General features: G+C 42.2%; 15 protein-coding genes. 10 read left to right on the forward strand and 5 right to left on the reverse strand.

Features of this window, described 5'->3' with window-relative positions; genetic code table 11:
• Nucleotides 1-70: 70 nt before the first annotated feature.
• From P343_RS32680 to P343_RS32690, 3 genes are all read right to left on the reverse strand, one after another.
• A complete protein-coding gene (locus P343_RS32680) occupies nucleotides 71-844 on the reverse strand; it encodes a hypothetical protein (RefSeq protein WP_023511110.1) in 774 nt (257 codons plus the stop codon).
• A gap of 92 nt (nucleotides 845-936) precedes the next feature.
• On the reverse strand, nucleotides 937-1,557 hold the full coding sequence (locus P343_RS32685; protein ID WP_023511111.1) for a C39 family peptidase: 621 nt from the start codon (nucleotides 1,555-1,557) through the stop codon (nucleotides 937-939).
• Nucleotides 1,558-1,722: 165 nt separating this feature from the next.
• On the reverse strand, nucleotides 1,723-2,199 hold the full coding sequence (locus P343_RS32690; protein WP_023511112.1) for a GNAT family N-acetyltransferase: 477 nt from the start codon (nucleotides 2,197-2,199) through the stop codon (nucleotides 1,723-1,725).
• A 377-nt stretch (nucleotides 2,200-2,576) separates the two neighbouring features.
• Between P343_RS32690 and P343_RS0119105 the strand changes: the two genes are divergently transcribed.
• The 5 genes from P343_RS0119105 to P343_RS32710 all read left to right on the forward strand — a co-directional run bounded on the left by P343_RS0119105 (nucleotide 2,577) and on the right by P343_RS32710 (nucleotide 6,580).
• Complete coding sequence (locus P343_RS0119105) at nucleotides 2,577-3,014, forward strand: AbrB family transcriptional regulator (RefSeq protein WP_023511114.1); 438 nt, start codon at nucleotides 2,577-2,579, stop codon at nucleotides 3,012-3,014.
• Nucleotides 3,004-3,312 (forward strand): type II toxin-antitoxin system RelE/ParE family toxin, encoded by a 309-nt coding sequence (locus P343_RS32695; RefSeq protein ID WP_023511115.1) that lies wholly within the window; start codon nucleotides 3,004-3,006, stop codon nucleotides 3,310-3,312. The genes P343_RS0119105 and P343_RS32695 overlap by 11 nt, the downstream gene beginning before the upstream one ends.
• A 234-nt stretch (nucleotides 3,313-3,546) precedes the next feature.
• Nucleotides 3,547-3,981: a MarR family winged helix-turn-helix transcriptional regulator gene (locus P343_RS32700; RefSeq protein ID WP_023511116.1), complete on the forward strand. Its 435-nt coding sequence runs from the start codon at nucleotides 3,547-3,549 to the stop codon at nucleotides 3,979-3,981.
• Nucleotides 3,982-4,178: 197 nt separating this feature from the next.
• Nucleotides 4,179-4,703, forward strand: coding sequence for an NAD(P)H-dependent oxidoreductase (locus P343_RS32705; RefSeq protein ID WP_023511117.1), 525 nt, complete (start codon nucleotides 4,179-4,181; stop codon nucleotides 4,701-4,703).
• A gap of 359 nt (nucleotides 4,704-5,062) precedes the next feature.
• A complete protein-coding gene (locus P343_RS32710) occupies nucleotides 5,063-6,580 on the forward strand; it encodes an AMP-binding protein (RefSeq protein ID WP_236620365.1) in 1,518 nt (505 codons plus the stop codon).
• A 279-nt stretch (nucleotides 6,581-6,859) separates the two neighbouring features.
• Here the strand turns inward: P343_RS32710 and P343_RS32715 are convergent, their stop codons facing one another.
• Both P343_RS32715 and P343_RS32720 read right to left on the reverse strand, forming a co-directional pair.
• Nucleotides 6,860-7,795 carry an L-lactate dehydrogenase gene (locus P343_RS32715; protein ID WP_023511119.1) on the reverse strand — a complete coding sequence of 312 codons (936 nt, stop codon included), beginning with the start codon at nucleotides 7,793-7,795 and terminating at the stop codon, nucleotides 6,860-6,862.
• Nucleotides 7,796-8,143: 348 nt separating this feature from the next.
• Entirely contained in the window at nucleotides 8,144-9,574 is a 1,431-nt protein-coding gene (locus P343_RS32720) for an MDR family MFS transporter (protein ID WP_023511120.1), read from the reverse strand.
• Between the two features lie 167 nt (nucleotides 9,575-9,741).
• Here P343_RS32720 and P343_RS32725 point away from each other — a divergent pair, with 167 nt between their 5' ends.
• From P343_RS32725 to P343_RS32745, 5 genes are all read left to right on the forward strand, one after another.
• Nucleotides 9,742-10,365 carry a TetR/AcrR family transcriptional regulator gene (locus P343_RS32725; RefSeq protein ID WP_023511121.1) on the forward strand — a complete coding sequence of 208 codons (624 nt, stop codon included), beginning with the start codon at nucleotides 9,742-9,744 and terminating at the stop codon, nucleotides 10,363-10,365.
• A 278-nt stretch (nucleotides 10,366-10,643) separates the two neighbouring features.
• The gene (locus tag P343_RS32730; RefSeq protein ID WP_023511122.1) at nucleotides 10,644-11,165 is read left to right on the forward strand and encodes a glycosyl-4,4'-diaponeurosporenoate acyltransferase CrtO family protein; all 522 of its coding nucleotides are present in this window, start codon (nucleotides 10,644-10,646) and stop codon (nucleotides 11,163-11,165) included.
• 15 nt (nucleotides 11,166-11,180) lie between these two features.
• Nucleotides 11,181-12,128, forward strand: coding sequence for an MGDG synthase family glycosyltransferase (locus P343_RS32735; protein WP_051384783.1), 948 nt, complete (start codon nucleotides 11,181-11,183; stop codon nucleotides 12,126-12,128).
• A gap of 226 nt (nucleotides 12,129-12,354) precedes the next feature.
• On the forward strand, nucleotides 12,355-13,266 hold the full coding sequence (locus P343_RS32740; RefSeq protein ID WP_023511123.1) for a lysylphosphatidylglycerol synthase transmembrane domain-containing protein: 912 nt from the start codon (nucleotides 12,355-12,357) through the stop codon (nucleotides 13,264-13,266).
• A gap of 140 nt (nucleotides 13,267-13,406) precedes the next feature.
• Nucleotides 13,407-14,405: a LacI family DNA-binding transcriptional regulator gene (locus P343_RS32745; RefSeq protein ID WP_023511124.1), complete on the forward strand. Its 999-nt coding sequence runs from the start codon at nucleotides 13,407-13,409 to the stop codon at nucleotides 14,403-14,405.
• Nucleotides 14,406-14,414 lie beyond the last annotated feature (9 nt).

Genomic DNA, 14,414 nt, shown 5'->3' on the forward strand with positions numbered 1-14,414 from the left:
TTTTGTTCCTGCCGCCTTAGGCGGCAGGAACACCTAGTGGTACCGCCGGATGTTCAGAGTGGCTAATTTATTATTGCAATCTAGCAACACCTTTTTGATCCATTAATTCAATAATTTCATGCGGGGATAATTTCAATTCTTTGATTACCTTATTAGCAATGGATTTAGCATTTGTGCGACAATCTTCCCTCTCTTTTAAAATTGCTTCGCATCCTTCTCGGAGCAATATCCATGAGCTATGCCGATCGCGTTTCAATTTTTTTAATTGATTCCACGTGCTACCCTCATTATCATTAGGGATTTCAGCTTCATCTTCTCTCGATAATTGATGTTCAATCATTGAATGACCCTTTTTGCTCAATAAAATAGGAGGACGACCATCTCTCATCGGGTGATGTAATTCCGACCGATCCCCAAGGGTTTCACCAGTAACAATGCAATGATCAACTGCTGAACGGCAGGTATCCCGTGCTGTACCACCTAATATGTATCGATCAGTCGCAGCAGACTCTGCTGACACCCATTGTTTCAAAGCATTAAGAAGCAAAGAGAAAGCTCTAAATTCATCAGGCAATAAATCTTTCATTTGAGGAGGAAGTGGGTTATCGTCTAAAAATTGTTTCACTTCCCCTTCTTCACTCGCCAACCTTTTCGCCTGCTCGTTTAAATATGTACCTATTTGATCTAATATTGGCTCAAACACTTCTCGCGGAAGTTTAATATTAAGAACTTCTATTCCTCTATCAGCGATTAAATCCTTGTAATATGAAATATACTGAGCGACTAATTCTTTCTTCTGTTGTTTTGAAAGAGTTACATTACTTTTGTAGCGTTTGTAGGTCATAATACTCTCTCCAATAAGAAACTATAGCTTTTACTTGAGCAAGAAGCAAAGATCCCCTTAACAAAATAGTCAAGCATTTTTCAGGATCTACCTCAACTCACAACCAATGCCCTCTGTCCCATAGCATTATAGATTTGGATGAATTTATCTTTTTCTACTTTTACATCTTTCCCGCTCAATTCAGTAGATTCACAGTCGTTGAAGTAAACATAGTTATTGTCGGAACCAGTGACGACGATGCAATGCAGCGGTCTTGGTGAGCTGATCTTTTTCCCTGCCGGTGTTTCCCAGAATCTTGGTGTGGGCATTTCATGTGAGATGGTGAACCAGACGAGAACGGGTTTCCCGCTTACCACATAGTCCTGGATGACGCTGAAGTCTTTTCCGTATAAGGCGATGCCGCCGCTGCGATATTGGTCAAGGACTTGCTTTAATGGATTGGGATTAATGGTGATCCCGTTGCCGTAGGGATCTCCAATGAAGCCGACTTCGGGATCGCCCCATGTGTTGACTGTGCCATCCGGATTCCGGTTTTCCGGTGTCGTGTCCAGAGGCATTTGATCAACCACAGTTTTCTTATCCACGTTTACACCATAGTAGTGAAGCGCCATGGTTAAAGCAACGGCTTCACATCCTGTCGGTAGTTCCGGTCTCTGTTTGATTAATGGTACATCAAGTAGTTTTGCAGTATTTGAATGCTGGTTTTCGGTCATGTTTGTTCTTCCTTCTCTCTATTTTTTATTGATTCTAAAAATAGTTGCTGTTTCTCGTTTTCTTAGTTTGACAGTACCATCACTAAACTTGTCATCTATCCACGCATAGCGAGAGATTATACAAGGCTCTCTTTGGCTATTTCATTTAATTGCTAATAAACGTGCTTATTTCCCGGGAGTAATACCAAACGGATAGAACGCCATGGCTGTCGGCGATTGTTCAAAGCCGTGTTTTTCATAAAGGCCCTTGCCCATATCCGTTGTATGAAGCAGGATACGCGCGCACTCATAGTTTTTGGCCTCATCGATCACCAATTGAAGCAAGCGGGACGCAATGCCCTTTTTTCTGAAGTCAGGTAAAGTGTACAGGTTCCCTATGTATGCTGTTTTCCCATTCGGACACCAATCATTTGGCGGTAAAGTAAAGAACGTGACACAACACATGGTGACGATCAAATCCCCGGCCAATGCGACCCATAAGACACTACTGCCGTTTGTTAGTCCTTGCTCGATAAATTCCTTTGTATTGTCGAATAGGACCGTGTTAAATTGATAGGAATAGTCTTCGTCCTCGTTTAACATAGCGACCCTCAGCTGTGCTAGTCTATCACTATCAGATAAAACCGCCTTCCTATATTCCATCCCTGCACCTCTTCATTTAGTTCCCATTACCCAAATGTCACTCACCGCGGCTTTAAATCATACAGCAGATATGTCCATCATAACGGTAAAAGCAATATTTTGAAACGTTCTTTTTGCTGATTTAACGATCTCATCAACAATCGCCTCTTTCATACGGTAAACGGTGACCTTGCCACAGAGTGCTCATTGTAAATAAACGTTCCAATCATCAGAACTTTCTTAGCCGTATCGCTCTTGAATTTCTTTTTACAATTGCCATCAGTCTTTTTCTATTGACAATGATCACTATCATTAATAAAGTAAAATTAAGAAATAAAGAATCAAAAAAATAAAAATCTAAAAATCATGTATTTTTTTAAAAGGTGGTGGCATACTCTATGGAAGCACAAGGGTTAAAGGAGCGTGCTTTGCTTATGGAAGTAGATAAGCCTACGAAACGAATGAAAATAAGTCCTAACCATCAAATGACCATACCAACTGAATTTTATGAAAAAGCAGGATTTACCGATGAAGCGATCGTTCAGTTTGACCCAATCGGTCGACGACTCATTGTTAAACCTGCTATTCAAAATCCGGGCTTCGATTTCTCTGAAGACATTCTGCGTGATCTAATAAAAAAAGGTCTGCAAGGGGAAGAACTTCTGCATGCCTTCCAGAAAGCGAAACAAGAAGTGCCGAATGCTATGAAACAATTGCTTGCTGATGAACGAGAAATGGCACATAAGGCACCGCAAAAACCGGAAGACATGTCACTTGACGACTTCTTGGACTCCCTTCCGGATGATGAGGAACCCAGCGGAAAAAATGTTAAATGACCAATATACCCCACAAGCACTGAGAATATTAAAAAAGCTGCGAAAACATAACAAACCACTCTATCGATTGGTTTCTGATGCCATTTTAGAAATAAGATGCGATCCGACTATTGGTGATGAAAAAAACTATAATTTAGCCGGCGTACTTTCTCTTGATATTTATTATCAAAGGACAAATTATGAACTCGCCTATTCGGTCGAAATAGATAATGAGGGAAATGAGATCTTAGTTATTCTGTTCGGGTCGCGTGAAAATTTCTATGAGGAACTTAAACGGTATATGAAATCTCTAAGATAGACATGCAAAACAGCGCTCAACCTTTATCAGGCTAAGTGCTGTTTCTTTATTGATATGTCAATTTTAGGATTTTATCGGTGACCTTCATTTCATCTTCACCTTGAATCATGTCTTTAAATATGGATTGTGTTTTCTCATTAGGTGAGCGTCGCCAAAAAAAGTTGAGCTTTTCCTTTGATCTTCATCGTGCTGTGTGGTAATTTGTATATGCAAATGAAATGAGGATTGAGAAAAATGAATGAAGAGAATCAGCTTTTAACCCGTTGTCTTTATTTTACGGCCAGCAGGTTTGCCCGAAACATCACAAAATTAGCTGAGGAAACGTTCGATGCCGATGATCTCGCGCCGAGCTACCTGTATTTGATCATGACTGTCCGATTCCATCCGGACATTACGCAAAAAGAACTGTGCCGCAAATTGTCCATTGCGCCTTCAACAAGTACGCGTTTTATTGATAAGCTGGAAAAACGAAAACTCGTCACACGAACGCCAGGAGGAAAGGAAACCTTTATCGCTCTGACGGATGAGGGAGAAAAGGTCTACCAGCATTTCCGGCAGTCTCTTGAAGTCCTGTTTGAGCGTTATTCTGAGCTCTTAGGTCGTGAGTTCAGCAGGGATTTAAGCAAGATGCTTCATGAAGCGAGCAATAAGCTGGAACAGAACCATTAATTTTTTAACCCTTCATTTGCATATACAAATATAAATTAAGGAGGATTCCATCTTGTAGGATCTGGTGACTTTAATTCTCGGTACCGGTTCCCCAGGCACCTGTTTTACCACCAATAGGATTGCCAATGTCTTTTATCAAACGTATAAGAATCGATCTGATTGTGAAATTATAGTTAAAGAGAAAGGATCTTAGAATAATGAAAATACTGGATATCGTCGCTCATCCCCACTTGGAACAGTCTGTGATCAACAAAGCCTGGATGAATCATTTACAACAAGACGCAGACATCACCGTTCATGACCTGTATGGTACGTATCCGAATGGAATCATCGATGTGAAAAAAGAACAGCAGCTTCTGTCGGATCATGACCGAATCGTTTTTCAATTCCCGATGTATTGGTACAGCAGTCCTTCTCTGCTCAAAGAATGGCAGGATGTTGTCCTTACATACGGTTGGGCTTACGGATCTGAAGGAACAAAATTAAAAGGAAAAGATTTCGTATTGGCTATATCGATCGGTGGGCCGGAAGCGAATTATCAAGCAGGCGGTTCAAACCAATTCAGCGTCAGTGAACTGATCAAACCTTTTCAGGCGATGGCCAACCTGACCGGCATGCGTTTCCTCCCTATTTTTAAAAAACATGGTGTCCGTCTGTTAACAAGTGGGGGCCTTCAAGAGAGCGCAGAAGAATTAGTTAAGCACCTTAAAGCAGCCTATTGATTAGCATGGATCGTCGGCATTCACTTTTTTGAAGACAGATTACATGAACTTTTGGCATATTATCTTCATTTCAAATAGAGAACCTTCAACAAGTGACACAAAGGTCAAGCTTTGTGTCACTTGTTTCTTATCACCTTCTTTCAAGCTTCAAAGGCTTGTCAATTTAATGAAACATCTTATATGTTTTTTTCGTACCTTCCATTATCAATTTCTATATGTTTTGCGTGCCCTTGATTTTTTTATCGATTAACGGTATAAAAAGTAGGACTCTATTCCTATTTACGATCTATCATAGGCATGAAATTTGCGAGCTTGCTGCGCACGAATTTCAATTTTAAAAAGCTGTTATTTACTTGGGAGTGAATGTTTTGACATTACAAATACCGGATGATGTGAATTTATTTGATGAAATGGTGAGGCAAGCGAAGGCACGCCCTAAAAAAGTGATTATTGAGGATCTATCGAATGCGTTAACCTACAATAAATTTCTGATTGCCGTGAACATCATGAGCCGAAAGATCAATGAAGTGGTCAAAAATGAAGACCGTGTCGGGATCTTTTTGCCTAATGTCGTTGCGCAAGTCATTGTTCTGTTTTCTTTGTTTAAAAATGAACAGAAACCATGCATTTTAAATTTCACGATGGGGACGCAGAACATCATCGATTGCATGGAAACGGCTTCTCTGAAGACGGTGCTCACGTCTAAAGAATTCATCAAAAAAGCGGATCTTGGGTATACGCTCGAAGAGATGGAGAAACAGGTGAAAATTATCTATCTTGAGGACTTGAGAGACGGCATTTCTGCCTTTCACAAAGTATCGGGCTTGATCGAATCCAGAGTGTCCCGCTTTAAGAAAAGAGAAACATCTGAGGTGATCTTATTCACTTCCGGAACAGAATCAAAACCGAAGGGCGTTGTCCTGACCCATCGGAACATTTTTGCGAATATCAAACAAGTTTTTGCTCATATCGAAGTCAAGGAGACCGACCGGATTTTCAATCCGCTGCCGCTCTTCCATTCGTTTGGGATGACGGTTGGTTCCATTCTTCCTCTGGTCACCAATGTAAAAGTGTTCTTGTACCCCTCTCCACTTAGTTATCGAGAGATTCCAAAGGCGATTCACAAGGATAAGAGTACACTTTTTGTAGCGACCAACACATTCTTTAGCAATTACGCCAAATTTGCGACGAAAGAGCAGTTCCAAACATTAAGAATTGTCGTTGCGGGTGCGGAAAAATTAAAAGACGACGTCAGGGAGACCTATAAAAATAAATTTGGGATCACGATTTTAGAAGGGTACGGGGCTACGGAAACATCGCCGATTATTTCTCTTAATACTCATCAGCATTATAAGGAGGGAACGGTTGGTCAACTCATCCCGCTCATGGAAGCGAAGATCGCCAAAGTCGAAGGCGTTGAAGAAGGCGGAAATCTGCTGCTCAAAGGCCCAAATGTCATGAAGGGCTATTTAATCCACGGAAAAGGCTTTGTGCCTTGCGGTGAATGGTACAATACTGGGGACATCGCTCAAATCGATCAAGACGGATTTATTCATCTCATAGCCAGATTAAAGCGGTTTGCGAAAATAGCCGGTGAAATGATCTCGCTGAATAAAGTGGAGGAATTAGCCTTGGAATGTTTTGGCGAATCTGCTTTCTACACCGTGAGCATTCCCGATAAGCGAAAAGGGGAACAAATCGTCATGTTCACGACCAAGTCCAAGATTTCATCGCGAGAATTCAAAAAGTTTATCAAGAGCAAGAAAATGTCCATGCTTTATATGCCGTCAAGCATCGACTACGTCGACGAAATCCCGCTCCTCGGCAGCGGGAAACCGAACTACTGGGCGTTGGAAAATTTGGCGAAAAACAAATAAACTTTATTATCATTAATCGACTCATTTGTGAACAGTTCAAGCTTTTCACGGTGGGATTTTCACTAGAAAAGGGCTGCTTCAAAGTCAAAATGACTTATCAGGCAGCCCTTGCTTTTTAATCTTTTTGCGCAAACCATTCTCGGATGTCATTGTTTGCGCTCCTTATCTTTGAAGTTCAGAACAAAATCGGTGGTCAAAGTCCGAATGAATCGGATTTTAACCTCCGAGCAATTGAAAAAACGCTGACTAATTTTTAACGGTCAGGGGCATTTTGAAAGATTAGTTAGGTTGCTTATCAAACGTTTGGAACTTTTCCTTAATCGTATCCGCAGAATGTTTAAATTTGGCTTCCTCTTCAGCAGTTAACGGCAGAGTCGTTACTTCTTCTACCCCGTTCTTGCCAATGATCGCCGGCTGACCAACATAGGTGCCATACTTTTCATTATAGCAAGAACAAATGTAAGCAGCACGAGCATCAGAAAGAACGGCCTGGCTTAGTTTAACCGCACAGGTAGCAATTGCCCAGCTTGTGTAGCCCTTGCCTGAGTAAACTTCCCAGCCGCCGCGGCGCGCTGCTTCTTCCAGATCATCCAGATTTAAGTTTCGCTCCTTCGCAAGTTCCGTGATGTCCAATCCGTTCACGCGGACTGTTGACCATGCGGTGAATTGGGACTCACCATGTTCACCATAAACATAACCGGAAACATTTTTCGGATCACAGTCAAATTGATCCGAAACCACTTTTTGCATCCGAGCGGTGTCAAGGAACGTGCCTGTAGCAAATACTTGCTGCCTGCTGAGTCCGGTATTTTCCTGGAAATATTGTGTGATCGCATCACATGGGTTCATCGTATCGATGGCAACGCCGTGGAAACCGGACGCTTTTACTTTAGGTGCAATGTCCTGCACAATATTCTTTGTGTATTCGAATTCAGCCCACCGGTTGCCGGCTGCGTCCTTCTCCGCATACGCAAGAATATTGCCGGCGGTAATGAACAAAATATCCGCATCTGCAAGCTCACTATAATCATTGATTTTAATGATCGTTCGGGTCTCAATCCGTCCTTGCATGTCCTGCAGATCGAGCTGTTCGGCACGCGCGAGTCCCTCGTTCTTATCAATGAGAATCAGTTCGTCCGCAATACCCTTGGTCACCAAAGTAAACGCAACTGCTGCGCCAACATGACCAACACCGATAATCGCAAATTTTCTCATATATCTGGTTCCACCTTATATTGAATTTAAATAGGTATATCCTGATCCTATCTTATCATAATGAGCGTTTACCGAATCAATCGCGTGCTATTAATATTTTGTGATTTTTATTTAACTGTGACCCTGAAAATCTTATGATTGCTTATTTTTCATAATCACACAAGCAAACTATGAATTGTATTTAATTTTGTTTGATAAGCTTCATAACATTCACCAACTAAGTTTTTCGATCAATGACATAGAAAAGACAGCGGAATGAGCGATTCGCTGTCTCTTCTCTTTTATATGTAGTTGCTGAATGACCGCATGCATCAAACACTTAGACGAGGTACTTAAAGCAGTTTCTGATCAATTCGCTACTTGTTTTTGCTGCGCAATCACTTTTTGATGCGAAGGAAGCAGCAGCGATACAATCAGCGTGACGATGCCAATGAAGAAAACAAAGACAAAAACGAGATGAATGCCACTAGCCATTGCCGTATGGACAGCTGAACTGCTGGTAGATTGCGTCTTTTCAGACGACAGCGCGTTGTTAAAGATTGTTCCGAACACCGCAATGCCAACCGTTTGCCCAAGTGATCGCATCAACATATTTGATGCAGTCGCTGCACCGCGCATTCCCCAGCCAACAGCCGATTGCACGAGCACGGTTGTCGGTGTCATCGCATACCCCATGCCAAAACCAATGACGACCATGATCCCGACGAAATACCAGTAAGGCGATGCGAGCGATAGAGCCGCTAACCATATACCGCTAAGTGAGACGAGCACTGTGCCAATCACAGCGGTCAACTTCGATCCGATTCGATACATGTAGCGACCGGCAAGCGCTGCTCCGAGCGGCCAAGCAACCGACATCGGCATCAGCGTCAGCCCTGAACTCGTCGCGCTTTTTTCAAGAATCGTCTGGATCCATATTGGCAAATAAACAGTGACGGCAATAACAACACTGCTCGCGAGCAATGTCACAAGATTTGAGACGACAATAACCGGAATCCGGAATAAAGAAGGCGGCAACATCGGTTCTTTCACTCTCGTTTCCAGATAACCAAAGAGTACCATGAAAATTGCAAAAGCGGCAAAAAGGGCATAAACCGGCGCAGAATTCCATGCAAAAGCTTGACCCGCGTTAAGCAGAACATACAGAAGCGATGAAAGTCCGAGTGTAAACGTGATCGCCCCAAGATAGTCAATCGAATGACTTTTTCCCTGCTCAAACGACTCGTGGAAACAAGCCACGATCAAAAGCAACGAAACCATACCAACAGGCAAATTAATAAAGAAGATCCAGCGCCAGCTAATTTGGTCAACAAGAAATCCGCCGACGAGCGGACCAAGCAAACCGGCAATACCCCAAACCGCGCTGAACATGCCCTGCATCTTTGCCCGCTGCTCACCGGGATAAAGATCACCGATAATTGTAAACGTAATGGGCATCACAGCTCCTGCACCAATCCCCTGAATGGCGCGAAAAATAATTAATTGCATCATCGTTTGCGACACACCAGATAGAATTGATCCGCCGACAAACAAGATAACGCCAATGATGAAAATTTTCTTTCGACCAAACAGGTCGGCAAGTTTACCATAGATTGGTGTGGTTACCGATGTCGTCAGCGTGTAAATGGCAAACACCCAGCTGATTAAATTTAAGCCATTTAGATCGCGAACTACTTTCGGCATCGCAGTACTAACAATCGTCACATCAATCGCCACTAAAAGAATCGCGACGAGCATCGCTACGGTAACGAGTTTACGGTTTGTCTTTTTATCTGGCATGATCTTGTCCCCTTAATTCATGAATCACCGGCAGGCAGCAGGATTTCACTTGTATTGTTCCGCTTTTTTCTTTAAGCTATTATTAAGCGGAGAACTCTTCACTTATATTAAACGGAGAAATCTCCGCTTGTCAAGTTCTTGGATTGCTTCGGAAAGGAGAACACTAAATGGTTGAGGACAAATCGCTCTGGCAATACACGGAACGTCGTGATGCAGCGGAAAATCGTCAGCGTATTAAGTCTGCTGCGCTTAAGCTTTTTGAACATACGGCAGTTGAACAAGTCAGCATGAACCAAATCGCCGCTGAAGCAAAGGTCGGCGCTGGTACACTCTACCGGCGCTACCGCAATAAAAGCGAATTGTGCATGGATTTAATTCGAGACAGCATCGCTCGTCTGTTCAGCGACATCGACACCTATTTAACCGATCATCAATCCGAATCGCCAAGCGACCGGCTCAAGGGCGTTCTCCGCTTATTTATCGTGTTCAGAGAAAAAAAGAGTGCATTACTAAAAGGTGTGGACAGTTCAACGTTTACTAACAAAGCGTTCATCGGAAGTCCGCTTTATCAAAAATTGCATCCTATTTTCACCAGTCTTTTTCAGGAGATCATGGGCCATTCAACCATAGATGCCAGCAGCACGTTCAAAGCCGATTTGCTGTTCAATGTATTTTCAGGCTCTTTCTATGCGCTCCAAAGAGAAGTCCGCGGTAACACGCCCGAAGCATTACTTGATGAAATCTGCAAACTCTTTGTTAATGAATCACTCGAAGGTTCAGGCAATGATTGAATCACTGAACTTTTTTTTGCAGACGATCGCGCTTTGAACAGGCATGATTGATTCTCTTAAATTTTTCATCTATAGTTTAGAGTGAATATTGTGCCATTATTTTCATATGATTAATTGCCTGTCCCTATATAGATGAAAGATCCAGGGTTCATGAACAATGATTGATGTGTTGCCTCCCCGTTCCGCTTTCACTTATAGGATTGGTTATCTTTTCCTTCTTAATTGGGCTTCAGCCCTTGTTGTTTTTTTGCAAGTACTGATCGGAAAGAGAGATGAGCATGATGCACTCACTTTTACTGATCCATCACTTGGTCGTTTTTTTAATCATCTCAATCGTTAATACAATTATTTCAATAAAACTTCCAATCTCTTTCTTCCATTATGACAACTGGTTTTTCAGAGGATGGGGATGGGAAAAGAATGGGCAAATCTATCAAGACTATATCGGCGTGAAAAAATGGAAGAATCGTTTGCCGGAGCTTAGTGATTTTCTCTCCTTCCTTTTTACAAAAAGACAGATGAAGCAGTCCGGTTCCGAATATTTGTATCGATTTGTTTTGGAAACGTGCCGTGCCGAGCTTGTCCATTGGTCCATCATCATCTGCTCATTTATTTATGCCCAACGGCATTATGCAAACGTTTCCATTGTTATCATCGTCATTGCTGTCGCACTCAATCTTCCTTATATTATCATTCAGCGTTATAACCGACCGAGAATTTTACGTCTTCTTGTTAATAAGAAGACAACGATTAAACAAGTGACAATTAATGACTTAACAACTATTCATAAAGATGTGTAAAGGGGAAGCTTTGCTGTGAATCGAATCTTGTTTCTTTCATCTGAGTATACCGGAAGTGGACATAATAGTATCATCGAAGCGCTATGTGCACAGTTGCTGCGCCTTTCACCGGATACTCAGTTTATTGTCCTTGATGGATTTGAGCTTGGCAACCGACTGCTCCGTTCCTCCAGTCGTAATTATGATTCGTTCGCAGTGAAATTCCCTTTATTATGGGGGCTGATCTATCAATTAAGCGCGCCTTTTAAATCAATTGTCAATCGGTTCGTTGCCCATAGCATCCGAAAGTCTTTATTAGATCAGATTTCTGCCTTTCATCCGGATCTCATCGTCTCCGTTCATAATCTGTTCGTCGGTTCTGTTCTAAACATCTTAAACCAGGCAAACCTGGATATACCCGTTATCTCGCTGATTGCCGACTTAGACAATGTCACACCGCTCTGGGCTGACAAACGCGCAAAATATATCCTTTGCCCATCCGATGAGGCAAAGGAGCGAATGCTTCATGCAGGCATGAGACAAGATCAATTGGTTTTGAACGGATTCCCTGTGCGCAGCGAATTCAGTGACAAATACCTCCCTGATCCTCAAGAACGGTTTCGCGCACGCCTAAAAAATATTTCTATTCTTTTGATTAGCGGGAGTCAAGGATCAACGCAAGTGATAAAAATTGCTAAAGCCCTGCTAAACGATAAACGGGTCCATTTGACAATTATTGCGGGACATAATACACGTCTGATCCAATTCATTAATCGAACGCTGTCCGCTTATGTTGGGAAACGAATTACTGTTTATGGGTTTACAAAGGAAATAAAGGCGCGCATGATGGAAGCTGATCTTCTTATAATGCGGGCAAGCCCTAATGTATTAATGGAGGCGGTTCATCTATGCAAACCTGTCATTGTGACCGGCGCACTGCGAGGACAAGAGGCAAAAAATCCTAAAGTTAGGGCTTTATTGTAGAGACATCCGTCTTCTTCCGGAGATGATTGAGGAATTATGTGCCAACGGCGGAGAAAAACTTCTGCAAATCGCTCAGAATCAATACACCTTTAGAAAGCCTGACTCGGCTCTCGAAATCAGTGAGTTGCTTATACGGACAGCTAAGGAAACAAATACGTCTCAAAGTCGTCCGATTGCTTAAAAATCTCGATTGAATCGACCAGCACGTTCATCAAGGAGCAGTTACATGACGACAAAAACAAAAATAAAACTGCTATTCGGCATTCTCATAACCCTTTTAATTATCTATTATTCTTTTAAGACGTTGAGCCATTTCGACCTAAAAACTACGCTTCACGCGAACATCAATTGGTTCCTCGTCTTTGTTTCTGTTATCATTACGCTCTATTCAAATTATGTACGCGGTTTGAGTTATACGCTGGGCATTGATCCGAATATTAATCGACTCACTGCTTTGCAAGTCGTTGTGATCGGCCATGCTGCAAACATGATCCTGCCACTTCACATTGGGGATGGCCTGCGCTTCGCTTTTTTTCCGAGCAATTATAGCGCGTTGCAACGAACAAAATTAGTGATGGTACCGGCAATCGCTGATTCAGTTGCGATTATCGTGCTCTCAATGCTTGCCGTTCCTTTTTCCGGATTTAAAGATCCGAGTATTGTAAGCGTACTATGGATTCTTTTCTTTTCATGTGTTGCGCTTTCGTTGCTGCTTGTCGCTTGTGTTCTTTTTATCCCGCGCATTCGCAACTATGTTCGCAGCTACTTAACAGTTGGTCTATTGAACATGATGCTTTGGGTGCTTTTTTCGTATGTCCTGCTTCTTCTTGCCACATGGCTAGGCCTCGCGGCTTGTGGATTCGGGTTTGCTGCGTCCTTTCCTCTGTCGCTGGCGGTATTTGCCGTAACGAATCTTATTAGCTTTATCCCCTCCTCTCCCGGTGCCATTGGCTTATTTGAATACGGCGTCATTGTTGGTTTAGCCGGATTAGGCATCAATCAAGGTGAAGCGCTGCTGGCCGGCCTAGTGCTTCATTTGATCCTCTATGCCGCGCTGCTTCCTCAAGGCTTGGTCCTTTATCTAATAGCCCTTCACGGTAAATATGGCGAAGCGGTTAAGAAGATACTGCGTCATTAGGGGATTTAGCTGATCGTTTTGCCTCACTCTACGACCATATGAATGTCTTTTTTGGTTAGGGTGCATGATGTCTATGGTAATATAATGATATCCCCTTTAATATAAATGGATCGATTTTTGATGGTAAGGGAAGTGGACTATTGGCTACGATAAAAGACATAGCAAAGCAAGCTGGCGTTTCGATCGCCACTGTTTCTCGAATATTGAATTATGATCAAACGCTTTCAGTTACAGAAGAAACACGTAAACGGATCTTTGAAACAGCGGAATCACTTAATTATTCAAAGTTTAAAAACCGCCCACATAAAAAAAAGAGCCATGGAAAAATTGCGATTGTGCTTTGGGTTACTGAGCAGGAAGAATTGAACGATCTGTACTATCTATCGATACGAATGGGTGTTGAAAATAAGCTTCAGGCAGAAAGCTATGAAACGGTACATCTTTTTCCTAATGAAAATGTGACAGAAAAGAATGATATCGATGGAATTATCGCGATTGGCAAGTTCAGCGAGAGCGAAATAAAAAAATTAACAACGATATCTAAAAGCATCGTTTTTCTAGATTTCGATACTTTTGCGTTCGGATATGACTGCGTGGTTACTGATTTCGAGCAGGCAGTCAAACAAGTTGTTGATCATTTTCTTGATAAAGGCATTCACTCGATCGGCATGCTGGCAGGAAAAGAGTCGACTTATGATCAGAATTTAGTTTTAAAGGATCCTCGATATGATTTCTTTGTCAAAAAGATTAAAGTGAAATTAAATCAGGATTCTGAATATATATTCACAGGCTCGTTTTCACCCGATTCTGGTTATCAGTTAATGATGGAGGCAATTGAAAAATTGGGCGATCAATTACCACGGGCATTTTTTGTTGCAAGTGACGCAATGGCCATCGGTGCGATTCGAGCACTGCATGAACATAACATCCAAGTTCCCGAACGCGTATCGCTGATCGGATTCAACGATATTTCCATCGCCAAATATTTTTATCCGCCATTAAGCACAGTTAAGGTATATACCGAAGTCATGGGTGAACTTGGCGTCGACTTACTGGTTAAACAAATTAAAAATCCGCTTGAAGTACCGCAACGCATAACACTCGGAACAAAACTGATCAACCGTAAGAGCAGTTTGTAGTTTTACCCA

The organism is Sporolactobacillus laevolacticus DSM 442, assembly GCF_000497245.1.
In the GTDB taxonomy this organism is placed as follows: domain Bacteria; phylum Bacillota; class Bacilli; order Bacillales; family Sporolactobacillaceae; genus Sporolactobacillus; species Sporolactobacillus laevolacticus.

Excerpts from the sequence above, each read along its gene's own strand:
- P343_RS32680 (WP_023511110.1), bottom strand. The coding sequence starts at position 844 with ATGACCTACAAACGCTACAAAAGTAATGTAACTCTTTCAAAACAACAG.
- P343_RS32685 (WP_023511111.1), bottom strand. The coding sequence starts at position 1,557 with ATGACCGAAAACCAGCATTCAAATACTGCAAAACTACTTGATGTACCA.
- P343_RS32690 (WP_023511112.1), bottom strand. The coding sequence starts at position 2,199 with ATGGAATATAGGAAGGCGGTTTTATCTGATAGTGATAGACTAGCACAG.
- P343_RS0119105 (WP_023511114.1), top strand. The coding sequence starts at position 2,577 with ATGGAAGCACAAGGGTTAAAGGAGCGTGCTTTGCTTATGGAAGTAGAT.
- P343_RS32695 (WP_023511115.1), top strand. The coding sequence starts at position 3,004 with ATGTTAAATGACCAATATACCCCACAAGCACTGAGAATATTAAAAAAG.
- P343_RS32700 (WP_023511116.1), top strand. The coding sequence starts at position 3,547 with ATGAATGAAGAGAATCAGCTTTTAACCCGTTGTCTTTATTTTACGGCC.
- P343_RS32705 (WP_023511117.1), top strand. The coding sequence starts at position 4,179 with ATGAAAATACTGGATATCGTCGCTCATCCCCACTTGGAACAGTCTGTG.
- P343_RS32715 (WP_023511119.1), bottom strand. The coding sequence starts at position 7,795 with ATGAGAAAATTTGCGATTATCGGTGTTGGTCATGTTGGCGCAGCAGTT.
- P343_RS32720 (WP_023511120.1), bottom strand. The coding sequence starts at position 9,574 with ATGCCAGATAAAAAGACAAACCGTAAACTCGTTACCGTAGCGATGCTC.
- P343_RS32725 (WP_023511121.1), top strand. The coding sequence starts at position 9,742 with ATGGTTGAGGACAAATCGCTCTGGCAATACACGGAACGTCGTGATGCA.
- P343_RS32730 (WP_023511122.1), top strand. The coding sequence starts at position 10,644 with ATGATGCACTCACTTTTACTGATCCATCACTTGGTCGTTTTTTTAATC.
- P343_RS32740 (WP_023511123.1), top strand. The coding sequence starts at position 12,355 with ATGACGACAAAAACAAAAATAAAACTGCTATTCGGCATTCTCATAACC.